Origin of the sequence: Vreelandella halophila (assembly GCF_019903425.1) — a bacterium.
In the GTDB taxonomy this organism is placed as follows: domain Bacteria; phylum Pseudomonadota; class Gammaproteobacteria; order Pseudomonadales; family Oleiphilaceae; genus Halospina; species Halospina halophila.
Window position 1 is genome coordinate 434594 of sequence record NZ_JACHUZ010000013.1, and the last position, 20962, is coordinate 455555.

Here is a 20962-nt window from a genome sequence, read left to right on the forward strand (position 1 = left end):
GGAACCTCAGTAGATGGCCGTTTTCCGACCGTCCCCTTCGACGGTCCAGCCGCGATACATTCCCTTGCAGTTGAAGGGCATCGTTATGGCACCGTTGCAGTCCAGCGCGATGATGCCTCCGGTTCCGCTCAAGGCCGTCAGTTCGGTCGTGATCACGTCCGCGGCGGCGTGCTCCAGTGAGACACCGGTGAGCCGCATGCGTGCCTCGATTTCATGTGCAACACACAGGCGCAGGAAGGCTTCGCCATCGCCGGTTGCCGATACCGCACAGGTGGCGTCATCGGCATAGGTGCCGGCGCCGATTACCGGGCTGTCGCCTACGCGGCCGGAGCGCTTCGCCGTCATGCCGCCGGTGGAGGTCGCCGCCGCAAGATGACCGTTGCGATCGCATGCCACGGCACCGACGGTACCGTGACGGCGTGCGGGATCGTCGTCGAGCGTCCCTTCCGCATGCATCTTCAGCGTGTCCTGCAGTGATTCCCACCGTTCCTGTGTGAAGAAGTAATCCTTGTCTTCGAAATCGAGCCCGGCGGTGCGCGCGACGGCAAGTGCGCCCTCTCCAATCATGAAAACGTGATCGGTGTTCTCGAGAACGCTGCGAGCGGCCAGGATGGGGTTCTTCGGCCCGAAGATTCCGGCGACGGCACCCGCCCGGCGATTACTGCCGTCCATCAGGGAGGCATCCATTTCCTGCTGCTTATCGCGCGTGAAGACGGCGCCGCGCCCCGCATTGAAAAGCGAGTCGTCTTCCAGGGCGCAAACCGCCTGGGTCACGGCGTCGAGCGCAGAGCCATCCGTGTCGAGTACCGCTTCACCCGCGCTCAAGGCTCGGTCCAGCGCGGCGTGATACTCGGCCTCACGCTCCGGCGTCATGCAATCGCGATGCAAAACGCCCGCGCCGCCGTGAACTGCGAGACTAAAGCCGCGAATCATGCTCATTCTCCAGAAGGTTACGTCATCAGCCAATGGGTCGGATATTACATGTATACTACCGTAGACAATTCAATTGTGGGGGTCGAAGTGCCGTCAATGAACATACCCGCCAAAATGACCCCCAGAGGACCGCTTGTCGCAATCGGCGGCGCGGAGGACAGGACGTCCGAGTCGGAAATACTGCGCCGTGTCCTGTTGTTGTCGAAAAAGGAGGCGCCGATCGTCGGTGTCATCACGACGGCAAGCGGCGTTCCCGACGATGTATTCGGTCAGTATCGCGAGGTGTTTTCGAGCCTGGGGGCGTCGGACGTACTGGACATCCGGATCCGCGAACGCAGCGACGCGGCGTCGGACCAATTCGTTGAAATGATCCGGAACTCGGACATTATTTTCCTCTCCGGCGGCGACCAGATGCGGCTAACGTATGTTCTCGGCGGTTCTCCCGCTATGGAGACGATTCGTGCGCTGCACCAATCGGGCACGGTGATCGCGGGGACGAGCGCGGGGGCGGCCTGTCAGTCCCAGACGATGGTCTATGGCGGTCCGGCTGACGATTCCCTGCGCAAGGGCGCGGTGCAGATGACTGCCGGCTTCGGCCTGGTTGACGGCGTCATCATCGATACCCACTTCCTTGAGCGTGGACGCTTTTCAAGATTGATGGAAGTGGGCGCCACCAACCCCGAATACCTGGGCGTCGGCCTGGGTGAGGATGCGGCTGTTCTGTTCGAGGGTGATGTCATGCGGGCTTTCGGGCCCGGTCATGTCATCATCGTTGACAGTTCCCAGATATCAGGCTCGAACGTGTCCGATCTTTCGGACGGGGAAGCTGTCACCGTACACAATGTCATCATGCATGCGCTGGTCGATGGTTATGGATTTGACCTGACGGATCGGCGGGTCCTGGGACCAGAAGAACTCAGGGCGGAAGGGCTGGAGCACTGGATTGCGAATTCTTGAACACCGCGCTTTGCGTGGGCCGAATTACTATAGCCGCTACAAGACCATCTACATGCGGCTCGCCATCGACGAACTGGAAGAGCGCCCGAGCGACCAGGTTCCGGGGATAGCGGATAAGCTTGAGAAGCTGATCCCCAGCATTCACGAGCACCGTTGCTCGGTCGGGGAACCGGGTGGCTTTCTGCAGCGGCTCAGAGATGGTACCTGGGCCGGGCATCTGGTCGAGCATCTCGCGATCGAGTTGCAGAACCTGGTTGGCTTTTCGGTCGGATACGGAAAAGCCATCGACAGCTATGAGACTGGTATCTACAACGTGGTCTATCGCTACCGGGACGAAGCCACAGGCCTCGCCGCGGGTGTGGCTGCGGTGGAAATCGCGCAGAAGTTATACGATAGCGAGGACGTGGACCTCGGTCCCTATATCGATCATCTAAAAGAAGTTCGCGACGCCAATGCGCTCGGACCCTCCACCGGGTCGATCGTCAATGCCGCCAGGGCCCGGAACATCCCGGCCTATAATCTTACCGAAGGCACCAGCTACACGCAGCTTGGCCATGGCGTCAAACAACGGCGGTTTCAGGCGACGGTGACGGATTCGTCCGGGATCATCGGCTATTCCATCGCCGACTCCAAGGAATGGACCAAGCAGATACTGGATGATGCCGGGATTCCGGTGCCGCGCGGACAAGCCTGTTATTCCTTCGAGGATGCGCAAAGCGCGGCGGATTGGCTCGGCTGGCCGGTCGTAACCAAACCGCTGTCGGGCAATCATGGACGCGGCGTGACCACCAACATCACCTCTGTCGAAGACCTGAAAGCCGGATATGAAGCGGCCTATGCGCATCACGAAACCGTGCTTGTGGAACGTTACATCAAGGGCGAGGACCACCGAATTCTGGTGATCGGCGGCAAACTCCTGGCCGCGGCACGCCGTCGGGCCGCTCATGTGATGGGCGATGGAACGAACACGATTCAGCAACTCATCGATACAGAGAACGCCGATCCGCGCCGTGGCGTGGGTCATGAAAACCTGCTGACCCAGATTCATGTGGACGCACAGACCCACCGGATGCTGGAGCAGGCAGGCTTTACGTTGGATACCGTGCTGCCGGAAGGCGAGATCGCGTACCTGAAATCGACCGCCAATCTCTCGACCGGCGGTACCGCAACGGATTTGACCGACGAGGTGCACCCGGAGGTGCGATTCACGATGGAACGGGTTGCCCGACTTGTCGGGCTCGACGTGATCGGCATCGACCTTCTGGCCGAAAACCTGTCCGTACCGCTGGATCAACAGTCAGCCGGTATCGTCGAAGTCAATGCCGGACCGGGTTTCCGCATGCATATGTCGCCGACCCATGGCACGCCGCGTCCCGTGGGCGAGCATGTGGTGGATATGCTCTTCCCCGACCCGACGAACAACGGCCGAATTCCGATAAGCGCGATTACCGGTACCAACGGTAAGACAACAACGACGCGCCTGACGACGCATATTCTTCGTCAGGCAGGGCATTCCGTCGGCATGGGGTGTACCGGTACGGTCGAGATCGACAACCATATCATCCTGCGTGGCGACTATTCCGGCCCCGCCGCGGCACAGGCCGTGCTTCGAGAACCGACGGTCGAGCACGCCGTGCTTGAAGTCGCGCGCGGTGGGATCATGCGTCGCGGGCTGGGTTTTGACGAATGCGATGTCGGCGTCCTGTTGAACATCGCCTCCGATCATCTGGGCGAACACGATATCCATACGCTGGATGAACTCGCCCGCTGCAAGACCGTCGTCGTCGATTCGGTGAAGAAGGAAGGCGGGTATTGCGTTCTCAACGCCGACGACCCCTTAGTGATGGAGCATGGCACCTATTGGGCGCGTGGTGAAATCATATACTTCACGATGAATCCCGATAATCCGGCGCTGGCCGAGCACCTCAGTGACCACCGCATGGTGCTGTCGGTGAAGAACGGGAAGATCGTTCTGCTCAAAGGCAAGGTCACCGTCGAAATCGTCGACATCAACGATGTGCCGATCGCATTCGAAGGCCATGCGCCTTTCAACATAAAGAACGCGATGGCCGCGGCCGCAGCCGCCATCAGCCACGGGGTTGAAATCGACGACGTTCGGGCGGGGCTTTCGACCTTCCATCCGACACCGGCGCAGATGCCGGGCCGCACGAACTATTTCGAGGCGGATGGTGTGAAATGCCTGATCGACTACGGTCACAACGTCCCGGCCCTGGAGGCGCTTGAACCCCTGGTCAACGGGCTGGCCACCAAGCGCAGGATCGGTGTCGCCTCAGCCCCCGGCAACCGGCGGGACGAGGATCTCCGGGCCCTGGGCGGGCAGCTCGCCAGTCTGTGCGATCTTCTCTATGTGTATGAGACGGATTCCCGTGGGCGCAAGACCGGTGAGGCGGCGAAGCTCATTCACCTCGGCGCCACGCATGCCGATCCGTCCCTTCAGGCCGAAACGATCATGAGTGAACAGGAGGCAGTGGCAAAGGCCATCGGGGAGGCGAATGAGGGGGATTTTCTACTGCTTTTCGTCGATGACATCCAAGGCACGACGGAACGTCTCAAGGGGCGGAGCTTCCCGACACAGGCTGATATTGCCAAAGGTTGAAACCGACGGTTCTCAGCCTGACCCCACCAACCCCGATAGAAGCTTACTGCCAGCTAACGCCCGGCTCACGCGCCGGTTTGGAGCCGCGAAGCGGCGAAAAATCGCTCGCTGTGCAGTCGATTGTTAAATCCTTTAGCGTACGGTATTCTGATCATGAACAACATCCTGTACAGGAGAAGCCTTATGGATGCCATCAGCTACACAGCGGCTAGAACCAATCTAGCAAAAACCATGGAGCAGGTCTGTGAGGACCATTCCCCTGTGATCATCACCCGGAGCAAGTCGCAGTCCGTGGTAATGATCTCCCTTGAGGACTACGAGGCGCTGCAAGAAACTGCATACCTTCTACGCGCACCCAAAAACGCCCGGCGTTTGATGGAATCCGTTGCCGAGCTGGAACAAGAAGGTGGTCAGGAAAAGGAACTTCTTGAATGAAACTCATCTTCTCCGAGAACGCCTGGGAAGACTATCTATACTGGCAAAAAACCGACAAAAAGATCCTTAACCGAATCAATAAGCTGATCAAAGAGACCAAGCGAGAGCCGTTCGAAGGTGTTGGTAAACCGGAGCCCCTCAAGCACAGCCTCGCCGGTTACTGGTCTCGCCGAATCAATGAGGAACACCGAATGGTGTACAAGGTCACGGATGACGCCTTAGTTATTGCCCAGGTTCGATATCACTACTGATTTAACGCTGAGTTACGCCTTCCTTAATCGAGTTCACTGAAAACCTCTGGATGCTGCTCGGCTATCCGCAACAAGGCCAGCGCCGGACCTTGTGGTTCCCTTCGGCCCTGCTCCCAATCCTGTAAGGTACGCACGCTCACCCCCATCAGCGCGGCGAATGCCGACTGTGAGAGATTAAGCTTGAGTCTGATCTCCTGCGGGGAGGAGGGCTCGGAAAGCTGACGCGTCGTAAGTTCGACGTTGCCCTTTTTGAACTCTTTTATCTCGTTCAGGATCGCCTCCGCTATCTGCCTCAGAGCTGCCCAGGAATCGTTGAGCGCTCTGATTTGTGGTAAAGCGTCAGCATCCATACTTCGTCTTCCGATTTCTTCTAAGAATAGATAACCCGGACCCCGCCGCTCTTGCCTGATCCCGTGGGAGCCCAGAGAACTTTTCGGACACCTCCAGATCCCTTGATGACCGCCCTGCCTCGGGTCTTTGCATCAGAAGCGACTGCAGGGCCCGGTATTCATCGTCCGTGACGATATGTCGGCAAAAGCTTGTTGAAGGTGCTGGTTTCGTTGAAAAGCATCCCTGATAGTACGGCATTGCCGTATATACCGCAATCTTACTCGAAGGTAGAACGGAAGATGTAACGCGGAGCTTTGCGACAATTTTGGAACCGCGAAGCAGTGGAAAAATTGTCCGGCAACAGCGGCTGGTTATGCATCATTCGTAGTGGCTCCAGAGCCTGAGGACTTTCACCACTTGCTCGTCCTCGAGCACTTGGTAGACAAGACGATGCTGAATATTGATGCGGCGTGAATAGGCCCCCTCAAGATCACCAATGAGCTTCTCAAACGGAGGCGGCTTGCGGTATGGATCTTCAGCTATCAGCGCTAACAGTTCCTGGGCTTTTGGTTTGAGGCCGCTGGAGGCCAACTTCTTTGCATCTTTCTGGGCTTGCTTGGTGTAAACCAACTTCCATGTCACCAGTCCAGCTCCTCATCGCATTCATCCACAGGGGTATCCATCCCCTCACGAATAGACTCCCGCATACCTGGTACGGAGAGCAGGTAAAGTGTTTCCTGAATTGCAGACCAGTCTTCCTCGGAAACCAGGACGGCTTTGTTCCGCTTACCCATGATGACGATTGGTTGGTGGGACTCGGCGGTCTCGTCGATCAACCGATATAGGTTGCTGCGCGCCTCAGTTGCTGTGATTCCGGTCATGACGCACCTCTTGCGTGTTCAACTTTTCACCAAGTGTACGCCTCTGGGTACGTACGTCAAGACGAACGCCCGGCATAACGATGACGCTCAGCAGACCGCCCAGACGCGCAGCGGCTGGGCGGTCTGCTGAAGCGCTTTGTTGGACTCATGCCGTGCGATCATTCGCGCACGGCTAGTACTGCGGCAACAATTGAATCTTACAGACTCTACGAAAGCCGCCTTGGTCCCATTGAAATACACCTCTTGCCGTTTCACCATCCGCAGACCGACCATGCGCCAAAATATAGTGAGAATCGCCTCTCTCGAACACCCTCACCCTGTCCCAGGGCTCCCCAGCCGTGTCGCTTATGTTGTACATGTTCTCTTTTAATGCAGCAGAAAGTTGCGTGTCCGCAAGGATTCCCCGATCAGGCTCTAGTTCGACAATCGTCTGCCAATCATTTCCGCATCCTGCCGTGCTGGCGTAATTTAGCCAGGCGATAGTCTCCATCGCACCGTCGCCATCCAAATCGAGTTGTTTGCCGGCTGCGAGGGGTGAGGCAGCTCGCTTCCTAAGTGCGTCCCTATCTACGTTGACATTCTTCGATGGCTTAACCTCCGTCGCGTTTCCGTTGAGGATGTCACCGCACACACCGGCGTCGCTACCACCTGAATATGTTATTTTGATCTCGGTGGGCGCATCGAAACGGCAAACGTTCCTGCGACCATCCGTGGATACCATATCCACTCTTCTAGGTACTGGCGGTTCCTCATGGAACGCACCTGTTACCGCATAGAGTGCTCCGCTTATGCGAATGAAGTGGTCGTCGGTTCCCCAGAAATCCCACCGCGTGTCATCATTCACCAGATGACTCAAAGGGTAAGCTATCTCTCTCTCCTCTCTAGTTGCATTGTTGATCACCGTGTTCAGAGCCGCCTCGCTAGTGTAAAACGTTCCTGAGCAGCTGCCCCGGCCACGCAACGCAACCAGACGCTCTGAGTTTCCGTCGCCGTTAACATCGATTTCGTATATGGCCCCCGGACTCCTTGCAAGCCGCATTGCCGGGTTGTAAGTCCCGACGGGTTCGCCAAGTTCTATAAGGCTCTCTTTCAGTTCTCCCCGTTCGGAAAGCGCTTTGACTTGCCCACATACAGCGTCTTCAATGGCTCCTACGACCGTTGGGACCGACAACCCGGTGACGACCAGTACTCCGAATACGAATCTCATTGCTTGTCCTTGTGTCCAACGAATAGCTAAGCGGCGGCACGACAGGGCCATCCGGTGGACGGCCGCAAGGCCGGGAACGAACTTAAGCGACTGGTTGGGCGCTCCATGGTCCAAAAGATCCAGCCACATGTTAATGATTGCAGCGAAGAAAACTCCCACACCGGCGTACTAAATGCTGTGGGCAACCGCATGTTGTTTCAGGAAGACAGGGGGAAGACCCAACGCTCTCAATACGCGTCCACGATGGCGGCTTTTTGATCAGACGATAGTAGCCGTGGCTGGCATGATTATATTTTAGTAGGTTGAACAACGCTGTCGAGCCTCAGCAATAGCTTTGCACGAGCCGCGTAAAGTATACGTAAAGATAACGGCTCGCTTTTGTCCATGCCAATTCAGTTCTACCAGCACCGTATTGCCTCCGACAATGCGCTGAATAACCTGATTATTGTTTCGGAAATGCAAAATCGGGTCACCCCATTCCTGTGTAAAGGTTTCGCTATCAACAGCATCATCCCATCGGACCCTAGTGCCGAAAAGATTGTAACCGTCTTTCGTTTCAGTATTGTTCAGGTTGGGAGCTTGCGAAAACCCCAAATAAGCCCACTCATTTTTGCTGTCGCAGCCGAAACCTATCCAAGATTCTGTACCCCCGTATGGAAATTCCATTGGCCTGTTTGAAGTCGTGCTAGGAGAGACGGCGTAAGCCGATTTATCGCCGCTCATTTTATCTTCAGACTCGAAGCTGTGCCACTTTGGCTTTGGCGCCGTCTGTTGTACTTGCGTAGGTTCTACCTCTGCTTCTCCGTTTCCTGAGGATAAGCCACTATCAGAGGCCGAACACCTAGTTGAATCAGAACCTTTTTTTCGACGGGCCTCGCGCTCTTGTTTCTCTTGTTCTCGCTTCTCTTCAACACTTACCCAGTCATTGCCGCTCTTAACTTCGCCGTTACCACACGGCTTATGAGAATATGTAATGTTTCCGTTCGGCGCGGGGCACTTGTAAATTTCAGCTATTGCACTGACAGGGTGGAAGAGGGATGAAAGCACAATTACCCTTAGAATTAACTGCAACGGCTGCTCCATAATTCTCTCCTTTTTTCGGCACAACGCTTGCAGCATGCGCGGCTGCGGAATGGAGGCGAAGCCGCAATGCAGTAGACGTCGCCGTGCCTGCACTGGTTAGCCAATTTCCGAAACTCCTTCCAGATGATATTTTTCATGCTCATCTAAACGGAGATCAAAGTTTTTACAATAAGGTCTCGCATTACCGTCGGTACAATTAACCGTCAGTTTAACGTGGTCAGGAGCTTCGCCACTTGTTAGGTTGTCCCACGTTAACTTTTGCTTTTGTTGGCGTGGAAAGTATGGAAATTTTCTGGCGTCAATTTGAGGAATAGCTGGATCAGTAGAGAACCAAACGCTCGTAACCGCTTCGCCAGAATTCAGTATTTCAATCTCATACTTCTTCTCTTTACCGGTTCGAGAGCGCCATCCTGCACTGATTATGGAGAATGAGGGGTGAGCTGCTCTCAGCTCTTTTATTTGCTCCATTTCTAGCGCTTTCAAGTCCGCCTGTAACTGCTCCCGAGTGGTAGCGACAAGCTCTTTATGTTGCTCTACAGACCTTTTTAGCTCTTCAGCCTGTAATTCTAGTGCGTTGGTGTTTTGCCTCAGTTCCTTTTGTTGCTGAATATATCCGAGAATCAGCCAGAACAACATGAGGGGGCCAAAAATGCCGGCTAGAAAATCACCGAACTCGTTGAGCGGAATATTCTGCAATTCGGGAAGACTAGACCATCTCAAAGCCACTACTAAAAAAATATATACTGCAGTGGTTACTACGCCAAAAATGGTCATGAAACACCTTTCCTTTATTGGCTAACGCCCAAGCGCACCGGTGACTTTGACGTAGCGAAGCGGAGACAAAGGCATCCGAGTGACGCGCCTGGTTAGCTGTTCCCAAGCATGTACGCACGTAGCTGCCGCTCCTCTCGCATGACATAGAGGACGAGAACCCGCTTCTTATCCTCACGATAAAAAATGCGACACGGTGGAACCACTACCTCCCTGTATACCGAATTAGGGAGCTCTGGAGGAATCCGTCCGGATTGGGGAAAATCTTCCAAGCGCTCGGTCTTATCGAAAACTTCTTGGACCAGGTGACTTGCGGCAACAGGATTATCCAGAGCAATGTACTCAGCTATGGCATCCAGTTCTTGAAGGGCAGGCTCCGTCCAGATTACTTCAGCCATTTACTCATTTTCTCCCTGGCCTCACTTTGGCTGCACGTTCTTCCCTCAAGTACAGCACGCTCTCCCCGTGAGAGCCCCTCAAGCAGCTCAAGTCGGCGCTGCATAAACTCGTAATCCTGCACATCGACAAGGTATGCGGATGGCTGCCCATGCTCCGTGATCAGTATCGGCTCTTTGGACAAGTGCAGGTCTGCCAGAATCTTTGTGGCCTGGCGCTTAAGGTTCGTAACAAGCTCAACTTTCATGGGCTCACCCTAAATCAGACTGATAGTGACACTATAGTACCACTTTTCGGGTGAGGCAATCACAGCTAAGGAACCTCTGAAAAAGCCCCCGGATTTGCGACAATAGCGCCAGAGCCACCAATCGGGAAGGTCTTCACGCCATGAGCCAGATCAGCTTTGCCGAAGCCGAATACCAGAACAAAAAGCGCAAGACCCGCCGCGAGAAGTTCCTGGAGCGCATGGATCAGCTGATCCCCTGGAAGAAGCTGGAGAACAAGGTTGCCCGCTACTATCCCAAGGGCGAGAACGGCCGCCGGCCGTATCCATTGCAGGTGATGCTTCGCATCCACTGCATGCAGCTGTTCTACAACCTTTCCGATCCAGCGATGGAAGACGAACTCTACGAGATCGAGTCCATGCGCCGCTTTGCCGGCCTGACCCTGGCCGATTCGATTCCGGACGAAACCACCATTCTCAACTTCCGCCATTTTCTGGAGCAGCACAACCTGGGCAAGGCGATGTTCAAGGAAGTGAACAAGCACCTGGAGCGCCAGGGCCTGATGCTGCGCGAAGGCAGCATCGTGGATGCCAGCATCATCTCCGCGCCCAGCTCGACCAAGAACAAAAGCGGCGAGAGGGATCCGGAAATGCACCAGACCCGCAAGGGCAACCAGTGGTATTTCGGAATGAAGATGCACACTGGTGTGGATGACGGTTTTGGGATGATCCATTCGCTGGAAGTGACTGCTGCCAATGAGCACGATCTCAATGCGGCTGGCGCGTTGCTCCACGGCGATGAAACACGGGTTTTTGGCGATTCCGGTTACCGGGGCATTGAGAAGCGCAAAGAGCACCGGCACCGGAACGTCGACTGGTTCATCGCCCGGCGCCCTGGTGTTACCCGACAGCTGGCGGAAGGCAGCAACCTTGCCAGGGCGGAAAAGATCAAGGCCAGTGTTCGGGCGAAGGTCGAGCATCCGTTTCGTACCATCAAGCGTCAGTTTGGTTACGCTAAGGTCCGCTACCGCGGCCTGGCGAAGAACGCCAATCGGCTTTACCTGTTGGCAGCGTTCAGCAACATGCTTGTCGGTGAACGATACCTCCCCGCGTAGGGGAAGTGTGTCCGGTGGCCGCCAAAAAGGCGTTAACCGGACAAAAGATGAACAAATAGACCGGGCATTTATCGCCGAAATCGGTTCATCTCCGGATCGAAATCGGGAATTGGCGTTCAAAACTGGTTATTCAGAGGTTCCCTAACGAATAGCTAAGCGGCGGCCCGACAGGGCCGTCCGGTGGACGGCCGCCAGGCCGGGAACGAACTTGAGCGACTGGTTATGTAGTTGCGAGGTCTGCACAAAAATCCAAAATTTCCTGCACCAACTCATCAGGCTTCTCTTCGATGACGAGATGGCCAGCATCATCAATCACGCGAAAAACCGATCCCGGAATCAAGCTGTGGATTTCTTCCCCGCGCTCCAGCGGTATCCAGCTATCCTCCCGTCCCCAGAGGATCAAGGTAGGTGTAGTAATCGTAGGATAAAGCGACTGGACCTCGTCGGTATATTTAGAGTCTGCTTGAGCCATCTGACGATAGAAAGCTGTCTTGCCGCGCTCACCAGTCCACGGCGAAACGATTCCCTCTAGTGTTGCCTCAGTAAGTGGCTTGAAAGCAGCCGTTTGCACGTAGGACCGGACCACAGCTTCGTGAATATAGTCTGGGAGCCCTGAAAAAGCGGCTTCATACCTGTTTACATGGCGGAAAAATGGCGAGCCCCAAGGAGAGACCGCGACCGGGTCAATCAGAATAATCTTCTTAAAAGACCGTCCATTGAGAAGATGAGTTCTGAGCGCGGTAGCGCCACCAAAGTCATGACCGACAATAATCGGGTCATCCAGCTCCCAATGAGTAAGCAAGCTATCCAAAACCTTATTCTGCACACCCAGCGACACGTCGCCTTCCGCCGTACAAGATTGGCCATAGCCCAGCAGGTCAAAAAAATAGACCGTGTACTCTTTGGACAGCTGCTGTATCAGATGACGCAGATTGAATGATGACCAGGGAGTCCCATGAACAAGGACCAGTGGCGGACCTTCGCCCAACCGGCCATAACGAACTTCCCGCCCGTCATAGTCAAAAGACTTTGAAAGTTTCCAACTGCTCATTGCTCGAACTCCTTTTCTACATAACGCCTTGCTCACCGGAAAATTGGGAGCACAGCGAGTAATTTTTCCGGGTGCAGCAACTGGTTAGAGCTAGCGAGCGAGGTGGTCTAAGTATTGGTTTAAGGGAGTAAATTCTGAACAGGCAGCTTTCAGCTCCCTCGATGCATGCTCCCAAAAGACCACGCTTACCTTAATCCCTCGCGCGACCAAGTTCTCAACTGTTGGGACGTAATCGGTGTCTCCTGCAACAAGTGTGAACTCGTCGCCTTCTTCCCATTGTGTGTATGAGTCGGCCATCATTTGAGTCACAATTTCCGCATCGACCTTTTTCTCCTTATTCGCAACATTACGGTCGTGAACTATCACCTCGAAGCCGTTCGCCTCAGCAGCGTTCCAAAGAGAGTCATTTCTAGGTGGACGTGAGCCGAAAAGAGCTGCCCGTTTAACATCGGACTGATCCCCCGCGACAAAGTTGAACAACTTACCGAAATCGAACTTCCAGTCATAATCACAAATACTGTTGGTTACAGCATCCCAAACATCCGGAGCTTTGCCATTAGCCGCGGCAGCAACATGCATACCTTCAATCCAAATATTGGAATTGTCGACATAAACAAAGTTGGCCATTTCTCCCTCCTTCTTTTTGCTCTAACGCCGCTCAGCACGCGCGGCTACGGAATGGAGGCGAAGCCGCAATGCAGTAGCCGTCGCCGTGGCTGGCATGGTTAGATTGCTTTCAGAATTCTTCGATTTCAACAATGTCAGGTCCAGCTTCCATCCAGCTGCGCACCAACCAAGGAACTCTATTAATGAACGCGTACTCGCGGAGCTCTATCTCGTAATCTCTTTTTTCCAATCCAACGATGCGATATGTGGCTGGATACCCACAGTCGCAGCCGATTATAGAGGGAATGATGCTCTTGTATCCAAGTACAAGTTTGCCAGACTCAAGAACCTTGTAGTTTCCAAAAAGCCATGAGGTCCCGCAGGTCGGCGACAGCGTTACGTCAATAATTGCCACGCCCTCCTGCCATACGATCTTGCTGGAATTGTCCTCTTCCTGAGAGTCGGCGCGGCAATAGCTAAATGAAAAATCCAACTCATCAGGCGCTTCGTGGTTAAGATATTCCTCTACAATAGTAGGCCCAGCTGCGAGATGAAAAAGAAGGGCCAACACGCCTGCCAAAAGAACAGCCAAGCCAATAAGTGAATATTTTAGAGCTCGATTCATATGCCTGACCAATCTAACAGGTAATCGCTGGAATTCAGCGATATCAATATTCGTGAATTCTAGATAGCGCCACTTGCTTCCATAAGATGCCAGCACGCAAACGCCTTATAGAATAGAACCTTAGCGCAGAATCCAAGGTGATGCAGTGGAATCGTTTGACTTCTCGCTTTTACTCTTTCAATAATACTGTATATAGTTACAGTTATCGGCAAGGAGCGCCTCATGCCATCAACAGCAAGCACCAACCTACGGTTGCGTGATCAGGTCCGGAGGGTGATTCGACTCAACCGATACAGCGTTCGCACCGAGAAGTCATACTGGTACTGGATTCGCTACTACATCCGTTTCCACGGAGTTCGCCATCCGCAGGAGATGGGTGCTAAAGAGATTCGCGAATTTCTCACATGGTTGGCCGTGGAACGCAACGTTGCGGCCGCTACCCAGAACCAGGCACTGAACGCCCTTGTCTTTCTCTACGACAAGGTCCTTGGCGTTCCCGTTGGGGATATCAGCGGCACTACCCGGGCAAAGCGGCCTCCGAGACTTCCCGTAGTGCTCACTCATGAAGAGGCCATGCGGCTTATCGCGGAGCTCTCCGAGCCCTACGACCTGATGGCCTCGCTGATGTACGGCGCTGGGCTGCGCGTTGTTGAATCTACACGGCTCCGTGTAAAAGACGTGGACTTCTCCCGGAGTGTAATCACTGTTCGAGACGGCAAGGGTGGTAAAGACCGCACAACGTTACTCCCCGGTCTCTTGCTCGAAAAACTCCAGACTCATATCCAGCAAGTTCGTTCCGAATGGAAGATGTCGAATCCGGATTATCAGGTGCCCGTCAGTCTTCCTTTCGCACTTGCCCGCAAGTACCCCAACGCAGGGCGTTCCCTGGCCTGGCAGTGGTTATTCCCGTCGAACGGGTGCTGCACGGACGATTCCGGGAATATCGTCCGTCACCACATTCATTCAAGCAGCGTCCAGAAAGCCGTAAAAGCCGCGGTTAAGCGGTCTGGTATCGGCAAGGCGGCTGGCTGCCACACCCTGAGACACACGTTTGCAACAGAATTGCTCAGGAGGGGCAGTGACATCCGCACAGTCCAGGAGTTACTGGGTCATTCGGATATTCGTACAACCCAGATCTACACCCACGTCCTGGGGCAGGGCTTCGCCGGCGTCTCGAGCCCTCTGGGCTGAGACCGCTGTTGACCACGCTACCGCCCCGGCGGACTTTAGCCACCGTGTAACCAACGTAGCGCGGCCGGGGTCGCGGTGCCAATTCCTCGGTGGCAACCGGGTTCTCATTTTTGGACAATAGGATGCATCCTTCCCATTACCGGAACATCACAGGACGCCCATGGCCCGATTTGAATCCCCCTTCACCCAACGCGAACCCACTTTCGGCCTGGCCCTGGGCGGCGGGGCTGTTTTCGGCATCGCCCACCTCGGGGTGCTGAAAGCCTTGGAGGAGCATGGTCTTCGCCCGACGCACATCACGGGCACCAGCATTGGCGCGATCATGGCCTCGCTCTATGCCTTCGGTCACACACCGGAGGGCATCAGGGGCGCCTGCTCGGGGTTGGACTGGTGGCATCTGTCGAGCTTTGGCTGGTCGAAGTACGGCATCATGAACAATGCCGCTATGGGCGACTTTGTTCGCCACCACATCGGGGACCGGGACTTCTCCGGGTCGCCGTACCCGATGGCGTTCATTGCGACCGACCTTGCCAGAAGAACCAAGGTCGTTCTGGACAAGGGAGACGTGGCCGAGGCCGCCATGATCAGCGCCTGTGTTCCGGGACTCTACAGCCCCATCGAACGGGAGGATCAGCTGCTGGTGGATGGTGGCCTGGTCGAGAATGTGCCAATCTCGCCGCTTAAACAGTGGGGCGTGGATTTCGTGATGGGGGTGGATCTGAACGGCAGCACGCGGCGGCGGGTGCCGGGTGGGTACTTTGATGCGCTGGTGACCGCCTTCGACATTGCCATCGACAGCCACACCCAGACGCAGTTGGCCGAGGCGGATTACGTGCTGGCACTGGATCTGGCGGACTACGACCGTACCGATCCGGCGCAGAGCCAAGCCCTTTTTGATGAAGGGTACAACGCCTGCCAGAACGCGATCGACACCATCCGCAAACGGCGCGCCGCCAAGGCGCCGGGGCTACTGAGGCAGCTCCGGCGCGGGCTGGGCCGCTCAGCGCCCTGGCTTCAGGCCGGTTCCAGCGGGGCGTAGGCCAGCACCAGCCACTTGCTGCCTTCCGCGAAGTTCACCTGTACCCGGGCATGGGCGCCGGCGCCTTCGGCGTTCATTACGATGCCTTCCCCGAACTTGGGGTGGACCACGCGCTGGCCGAGCTGGAAGCCGGTATCCGTGCTGCTGGCAGCACCCCCCACATCACTGAACATCGTGGGACGGGTCACGGTGTTGCGCAGGCGCACCTCGCGCATGTGCTCATCCGGGATCTCCCGAATGAAACGCGAGGGCGCATTGAAGCGCTCCTGGCCGTAGAGCTTGCGGGATTCGGCGTAGGTGAGGGTGAGCTTGCTCATCGCGCGGGTCATGCCCACGTAGGCCAGCCGGCGCTCTTCCTCCATGCGGCCGGGTTCCTCGGCGGACATGCTGTGCGGGAAGAGCCCTTCCTCCATGCCCGTGAGAAAGACCATGGGGTATTCAAGGCCCTTGGCGGAGTGCAGGGTCATGAGCTGGACGCTGTCCTCGTCCTCTTCCGCCTGGGATTCACCGGCATCCATGGCCGCACGGGCCACGAATTCGCCCAGCAGGTTCTGGTCGTCCTCAACCCGGAACTCACGGGTCGCGCCCACCAGTTCGTCCAGGTTTTCCACCCGGGCCTGGCCTTTCTCACCCTTCTCCTTGCCGTGGTAGTCCCGCAGACCGGTATCGCGGATGGCGCGTTCGGCCAGTGAGTGCAGGGGCAGGCTCTCGTGGTTGTCCGCCAGTTGCTCGATCAGGTCCACAAAGGTCTGCAGGCCGGTACGGGCCTTGCCCTTGAGCAGCTGGTGATGGAGCAGGTTCACGGTGGCCTGCCACAGCGAGACCCCCTCGCGCCCGGCGGCCTCACGCACCGTCTCCAGCGCCTTGGCGCCCACGCCCCGGGTGGGGATGTTCACCACGCGCTCGAAGGCGGCGTCGTCATGGCGGTAGTTCACCAGCCGCATGTAGGCCAGGGCGTTGCGGATCTCCTGGCGGTCGTAGAAGCGCAGGCCACCGTAGACGCGGTAGGGAATGGCCTGGCGCAGCAGTGATTCCTCGAGCACGCGGGACTGGGCGTTGGAGCGGTAGAGGATGGCGCACTCGGAGCGGGCGTTGCCCTGTTGAGCCCAGTCGCTGATGGTGTCCGCGATGTAGTTGGCCTCGTCCTGCTCGTTGAAGGCGGAGTAGACGTCGATGGACTCGCCGGTCTCGCCGTCAGTCCACAGGTCCTTGCCGAGCCGCCCCTGGTTGTTGGCGATCACGGCGTTGGCCGCCTCGAGGATGGTCTGGGTGGAGCGGTAGTTCTGCTCCAGGCGCACCAGCCGGCTGCCGCCGAAATCCTGCTGGAACTGCTGGATGTTCTCGATGCGCGCGCCACGCCAGCCGTAGATGGACTGGTCGTCGTCGCCCACAATCGTCAGCGGCACGCGGTCGCCGCTGAGCACCCGCAGCCAGGCGTACTGCACGGCGTTGGTGTCCTGGAACTCGTCCACCAGCATGTGCCGGAAGCGGTTCTGGTAGTGAGCACGCAATTCGGGCTTTTCCAGCCACAGCTCATGGGAGCGCAGCAGCAGCTCGCCGAAGTCCACCAGGCCGCTGCGCTGGCAGTTCTTCTGGTACTCGCGGTAGACGTTGATCAGGGTGGTGGTGAACACATCCCCGTGATCCTCGATGTGGTCCGGGCGCAGGCCCTCGTCCTTGCTGGAATTGATGAACCACTGGGCCTGCTTGGGCGGCCAGCGGCTTTCGTCCAGCTGCAGCTCGCGCATCACGCGTTTGACCAGTCGCAGCTGGTCGTCCGCATCCAGCACCTGGAAGTTCTCGGGCAGGCCGGCGTCCTGGCAGTGGGCGCGCAGCAGGCGGTGGGCAAGACCGTGGAAGGTGCCGACCCACATGCCCCGGGTCGGGATCTGGAGCATCTCCTCGATCCGCCCCCGCATCTCACGCGCGGCCTTGTTGGTGAAGGTCACGGCCATGATGCTCGAGGCCGCCACCTGCTCCACCTGGATCAGCCACGCAATGCGGTGCACCAGCACGCGCGTCTTGCCGCTGCCGGCGCCGGCCAGAACCAGTACATGGCTGTCCGGCGCGGTGACGGCCTCGCGCTGGGCGTCGTTGAGGGGATCGAGGATGGAAGAGACATCCATAGTGCCACTGGGCCCTTTGCCGGTGCGTGAAACCTGCGCAGTATAACAGGGGACCCTGTGTGTGCATCCAGTATTCCCCACCTGTGGCTTACGCGCAGTGCCTTAAGCGAGGTTCAGCAGAAAGCCTGGGATCGACGCTGATGACAATTTTCAGCGTGAAATACCATTTGGCATTTGAATTACAAATTGAATAGATCTTTAAGTACCAAACAACTTGGCGTCTCCCCATAATGCTGCAACTCCGCACAGGTACCACAGGGACGCCATGCTACAAAGACTCTCCATTTCACTGAAACTGTCGCTTCTGGTCGGGATCGCGATCCTGGCCTTTTTGATCACGCAGGGTTTTAACTTTTACGTCCAGAACAACAACGCCAGCCGCCTGCATGAGGTCAATGATCAGCTGCATCCAATGATGGAGAAGGCCACCGTCAACCTTGGGCAGCTGGAGCTGATGGAAGCGCAGATCAACGCGGCCGTGACAACCGGCAACGAGGAGAGACTTGCGGAGACAGAGACCTATTACAACACCATCCAGACCAACCTGGATGAACTGCAGGACCTTGCGCCGCAGATGAGCGACCGTTTCGGTCGGCTCTCCAAAGACCTGGAACGCTACTACAGCGAAGCGACCCGTATCGCCACGGCCTTCATTGAAGGCGATGCGGATATGCGCACGTTGGGTAAGGATGCTTCGGCCAATGCCAAGCGCCTGAAGGAGCTGATGAGCGATATGACCACCGTGCGTGATGAAGCGCGCACCGCCTTCAGCAACTCCATCGACGAGACCCTCGTGACCACCGAACGCAGCACGACGCTGGGGCTGAGCATTGCCGTTATTGCGATCGCCACCCTGGTTGTTGTCAGCCTGTTCATCGCCCGTTCAATCACCAGCAGCCTTAACCGTGTCATCCACTCGCTGCGCAACATGGCCTCGGGTGAGGGCGACCTTACCTCGCGCATCCAGTACGACGGCCGGGATGAGCTCCGGGAACTGGTCACCCACTTCAACGCCTTCATTGAGAAGCTGCACGCCGCGTTCGGCACGATCAGCAAGGATGTGGAGGGCCTGGAAGAGGTCTCCCAGCAGCTGTCGGAAACCAGCAGAGCGAACCTGCAGCGCATCAACGACCAGTCTTCGGCCATCGCCTCGGCACGCCACTCCGTGGATGAGCTGGTCAAGAGCGTGGAAGAGGTCGCCAGTTTTGCCAGCGACGCCTCCGAGCAGACCCAGGGTGCGGCGGAATACGCCAACCGTGGCAAGGATCACGTCTCCGGCAACGTGCAGACCATCCAGGATCTGGCGCAGGAAATCGACCAGAGCGCGGAACTCGTCAACCAGTTTGAAACCCACTCCACCAAGGTTGCCGGGCTGCTGGACACGATCAAGACCGTTACAGAACAGACCAACCTGCTGGCCCTGAATGCGGCCATTGAGGCCGCCCGGGCGGGTGAGCACGGCCGTGGCTTTGCGGTGGTGGCCGATGAAGTGCGGAACCTCGCCGTGCGCACCCAGGATTCCGCCGCGGAGATTGAAACGGTGATCTCCGAGCTCTCGAGCCTGGCGGAATCCTCCGTCAAAGCCATGCAGAACAGTGTTGAAAAGGCCCGCACCGGTGTGGATGCCACACGGGAATCCGGGGAGGTGCTGCAGAGCATTCTTGAGAACGTTGAGAGCATCAGCAGCATCAACGAACAGATTGCAGCCGCCACCCACGAGCAGACCGCCACCTTCAACGACGTGGTCAAGAACATCACCGACATCCACGGCAACGCCGAACAGATTACTGAAACCACTCAGGAACTGGACCAGGCGAGCCAGGACAGCCGGGAGATCACCCAGCGTCTGCACCAGATTGCCTCACAGTTCCGCGTCTGAACCAAACCAACTCAAACCCCCTCAATGGAGTACAACCATGAAGCAACTGCGCACCACTAAAACCCGCCTGGCCGTATGCCTTCTGGTCAGCGCCGGCGTCACCGGCGCCCATGCCCAGGAAGAGCGACTGGATCGCCTCGAGAGCCAGCTTGAACGGCTCCAGCAGGACATGCGCGATTCGCGTGACACCGACTTCCGCATCAACGGCTTCATGAGCACCGGCTATGCCCGTGCCAGCAACAATGCCGGGTACGCTGGTATTACTGAGGACTCTGACGTCCGTTCCCAGACACTGTTCGCCGTGCAGGGCACTTTTGACCTGAGTGATCAGACCAAGGCCACCTTCCAGCTGCTTTCCCGTGGGAAACCGAAAGCGGAAGGGGGCGATAACTGGGAAACCCAGCTGGAATGGGGCTATGTGAGTCATAAGATGAACAACGGGTTGCGCCTGCGCGCCGGTAAAATGCGCACCCCCTTGTTCATGTACTCCGACTCCCTGGATCTGGGCTACGCGCAACCCTTCACCAGAGCTCCTAATGCGGTCTATGACCAGGTTTCTCTGAGCTCTTTTACCGGGGCAGATGTGACCTATAACTTTGACGTTCTCGGCCAACCGATCCGTACTCAGGTTTTTACTGGACACAGCGAAAATCAGGACTTGGTCGGGGGAGCGGAGCTGCGCAACATAGCCGGCGCCGTAGTCTCCTGGACGGATTACACCTGGACAGTACGGGGCGTCGCCGCGCGCGCCGAAACCTCGATTGACAATCTTCTGGAAGGTACCGCTGCCCCCCAGCTGGAAATTGAAGACGAGGACGGCAAGTTCTACGGACTGGGTCTTGAGTATGAGCAAGGCAACATCCTGGCGGTTTCGGAGATAACCCGGCGGGATACAGACGGGGTGTTCCCGGAACGTGATGGCGCTTATGCCACCCTCGGTTACCGGTTCGACGACGTGATGCCCTATGTGACCTATGCGTGGGTTGAAACCCAGGATGACGATAAGCGTCCTCAGGGTCCGCTGGCGGCGTTCAACGAAAAGCGCGAAGACTATAGCCTCGGCGTACGCTGGGATGCGATGCCGGGTATCGCCCTCAAGGCGGACTGGACCCATTCAAGAGCCTTTGGCGACACCTCCGGCGGCTTGAGTGGTAACGCCACAAGTTTTGCGACTGGCCAGGGCAACCGCTTCGACCACACCAACGTTTACACCCTGAAGCTCGACGCGGCCTTTTAAGGAGACCCG

At 56.9% G+C, this 20962-nt stretch carries 22 protein-coding genes; 9 read left to right on the plus strand and 13 right to left on the minus strand.

Features of this window, described 5'->3' with window-relative positions; translation table 11 throughout:
• Nucleotides 1-6: 6 nt before the first annotated feature.
• Nucleotides 7-933, minus strand: coding sequence for an isoaspartyl peptidase/L-asparaginase family protein (locus H4I92_RS06250; RefSeq protein WP_077529791.1), 927 nt, complete (start codon nucleotides 931-933; stop codon nucleotides 7-9).
• 96 nt (nucleotides 934-1029) lie between these two features.
• Between H4I92_RS06250 and H4I92_RS06255 the strand changes: the two genes are divergently transcribed.
• The 4 genes from H4I92_RS06255 (at nucleotide 1030) to H4I92_RS06270 (ending at nucleotide 5193) form a co-directional block, all read left to right on the plus strand.
• Entirely contained in the window at nucleotides 1030-1890 is an 861-nt protein-coding gene (locus H4I92_RS06255; protein WP_077531680.1) for a cyanophycinase, read from the plus strand.
• Nucleotides 1877-4507, plus strand: a complete 2631-nt coding sequence (cphA, locus tag H4I92_RS06260; RefSeq protein ID WP_077529792.1) for a cyanophycin synthetase — start codon at nucleotides 1877-1879, stop codon at nucleotides 4505-4507. Before H4I92_RS06255 ends, cphA begins: the two co-directional genes overlap by 14 nt.
• Nucleotides 4508-4690: 183 nt before the next feature.
• Complete coding sequence (locus H4I92_RS06265; protein WP_077529793.1) at nucleotides 4691-4942, plus strand: type II toxin-antitoxin system Phd/YefM family antitoxin; 252 nt, start codon at nucleotides 4691-4693, stop codon at nucleotides 4940-4942.
• Entirely contained in the window at nucleotides 4939-5193 is a 255-nt protein-coding gene (locus tag H4I92_RS06270; protein WP_077529794.1) for a Txe/YoeB family addiction module toxin, read from the plus strand. Before H4I92_RS06265 ends, H4I92_RS06270 begins: the two co-directional genes overlap by 4 nt.
• A gap of 23 nt (nucleotides 5194-5216) precedes the next feature.
• On the opposite strand, the gene H4I92_RS06275 is transcribed toward H4I92_RS06270, so the two are convergent.
• The 8 genes from H4I92_RS06275 to H4I92_RS06310 all read right to left on the minus strand — a co-directional run bounded on the left by H4I92_RS06275 (nucleotide 5217) and on the right by H4I92_RS06310 (nucleotide 10108).
• The gene (locus tag H4I92_RS06275) at nucleotides 5217-5543 is read right to left on the minus strand and encodes a helix-turn-helix domain-containing protein (protein WP_077529795.1); all 327 of its coding nucleotides are present in this window, start codon (nucleotides 5541-5543) and stop codon (nucleotides 5217-5219) included.
• Between the two features lie 358 nt (nucleotides 5544-5901).
• Complete coding sequence (locus tag H4I92_RS06280; RefSeq protein ID WP_077529796.1) at nucleotides 5902-6165, minus strand: Txe/YoeB family addiction module toxin; 264 nt, start codon at nucleotides 6163-6165, stop codon at nucleotides 5902-5904.
• Nucleotides 6162-6404, minus strand: coding sequence for a type II toxin-antitoxin system Phd/YefM family antitoxin (locus H4I92_RS06285; RefSeq protein WP_058092928.1), 243 nt, complete (start codon nucleotides 6402-6404; stop codon nucleotides 6162-6164). Before H4I92_RS06285 ends, H4I92_RS06280 begins: the two co-directional genes overlap by 4 nt.
• A 172-nt stretch (nucleotides 6405-6576) precedes the next feature.
• Nucleotides 6577-7611: a hypothetical protein gene (locus H4I92_RS06290; protein ID WP_077529797.1), complete on the minus strand. Its 1035-nt coding sequence runs from the start codon at nucleotides 7609-7611 to the stop codon at nucleotides 6577-6579.
• Between the two features lie 294 nt (nucleotides 7612-7905).
• Nucleotides 7906-8694: a DUF4124 domain-containing protein gene (locus tag H4I92_RS06295; RefSeq protein WP_143512614.1), complete on the minus strand. Its 789-nt coding sequence runs from the start codon at nucleotides 8692-8694 to the stop codon at nucleotides 7906-7908.
• A 96-nt stretch (nucleotides 8695-8790) separates the two neighbouring features.
• Nucleotides 8791-9468, minus strand: a complete 678-nt coding sequence (locus H4I92_RS06300; RefSeq protein ID WP_077529798.1) for a hypothetical protein — start codon at nucleotides 9466-9468, stop codon at nucleotides 8791-8793.
• 92 nt (nucleotides 9469-9560) lie between these two features.
• Entirely contained in the window at nucleotides 9561-9863 is a 303-nt protein-coding gene (locus H4I92_RS06305) for a type II toxin-antitoxin system RelE/ParE family toxin (protein ID WP_061332717.1), read from the minus strand.
• Complete coding sequence (locus H4I92_RS06310; protein ID WP_077529799.1) at nucleotides 9851-10108, minus strand: type II toxin-antitoxin system Phd/YefM family antitoxin; 258 nt, start codon at nucleotides 10106-10108, stop codon at nucleotides 9851-9853. The genes H4I92_RS06305 and H4I92_RS06310 overlap by 13 nt, the downstream gene beginning before the upstream one ends.
• A gap of 140 nt (nucleotides 10109-10248) precedes the next feature.
• Between H4I92_RS06310 and H4I92_RS06315 the strand changes: the two genes are divergently transcribed.
• Complete coding sequence (locus H4I92_RS06315; RefSeq protein WP_077528626.1) at nucleotides 10249-11199, plus strand: IS5 family transposase; 951 nt, start codon at nucleotides 10249-10251, stop codon at nucleotides 11197-11199.
• A gap of 220 nt (nucleotides 11200-11419) precedes the next feature.
• Here H4I92_RS06315 and H4I92_RS06320 read toward each other — a convergent pair whose 3' ends face one another.
• The 3 genes from H4I92_RS06320 to H4I92_RS06330 form a co-directional block, all read right to left on the minus strand.
• Entirely contained in the window at nucleotides 11420-12250 is an 831-nt protein-coding gene (locus H4I92_RS06320; RefSeq protein ID WP_077529800.1) for an alpha/beta fold hydrolase, read from the minus strand.
• A gap of 90 nt (nucleotides 12251-12340) precedes the next feature.
• The gene (locus tag H4I92_RS06325) at nucleotides 12341-12877 is read right to left on the minus strand and encodes an NYN domain-containing protein (protein WP_077529801.1); all 537 of its coding nucleotides are present in this window, start codon (nucleotides 12875-12877) and stop codon (nucleotides 12341-12343) included.
• Nucleotides 12878-12986: 109 nt separating this feature from the next.
• Nucleotides 12987-13577, minus strand: coding sequence for a hypothetical protein (locus tag H4I92_RS06330; RefSeq protein ID WP_143512615.1), 591 nt, complete (start codon nucleotides 13575-13577; stop codon nucleotides 12987-12989).
• 126 nt (nucleotides 13578-13703) lie between these two features.
• Between H4I92_RS06330 and H4I92_RS06335 the strand changes: the two genes are divergently transcribed.
• Together H4I92_RS06335 and H4I92_RS06340 are read left to right on the plus strand one after the other, a co-directional pair.
• The gene (locus H4I92_RS06335) at nucleotides 13704-14672 is read left to right on the plus strand and encodes an integron integrase (protein ID WP_077529803.1); all 969 of its coding nucleotides are present in this window, start codon (nucleotides 13704-13706) and stop codon (nucleotides 14670-14672) included.
• Between the two features lie 160 nt (nucleotides 14673-14832).
• Nucleotides 14833-15711 carry a patatin-like phospholipase family protein gene (locus H4I92_RS06340; RefSeq protein ID WP_077529804.1) on the plus strand — a complete coding sequence of 293 codons (879 nt, stop codon included), beginning with the start codon at nucleotides 14833-14835 and terminating at the stop codon, nucleotides 15709-15711.
• Here H4I92_RS06340 and uvrD read toward each other — a convergent pair.
• Complete coding sequence (gene uvrD / locus H4I92_RS06345) at nucleotides 15687-17837, minus strand: DNA helicase II (RefSeq protein WP_077529805.1); 2151 nt, start codon at nucleotides 17835-17837, stop codon at nucleotides 15687-15689. The two genes, H4I92_RS06340 and uvrD, sit on opposite strands and share 25 nt — an antisense overlap.
• A gap of 265 nt (nucleotides 17838-18102) precedes the next feature.
• Between uvrD and H4I92_RS06350 the strand changes: the two genes are divergently transcribed.
• Nucleotides 18103-19716 (plus strand): methyl-accepting chemotaxis protein, encoded by a 1614-nt coding sequence (locus tag H4I92_RS06350; RefSeq protein WP_077529806.1) that lies wholly within the window; start codon nucleotides 18103-18105, stop codon nucleotides 19714-19716.
• A 37-nt stretch (nucleotides 19717-19753) separates the two neighbouring features.
• The gene (locus tag H4I92_RS06355) at nucleotides 19754-20953 is read left to right on the plus strand and encodes a porin family protein (protein ID WP_077529807.1); all 1200 of its coding nucleotides are present in this window, start codon (nucleotides 19754-19756) and stop codon (nucleotides 20951-20953) included.
• Nucleotides 20954-20962 lie beyond the last annotated feature (9 nt).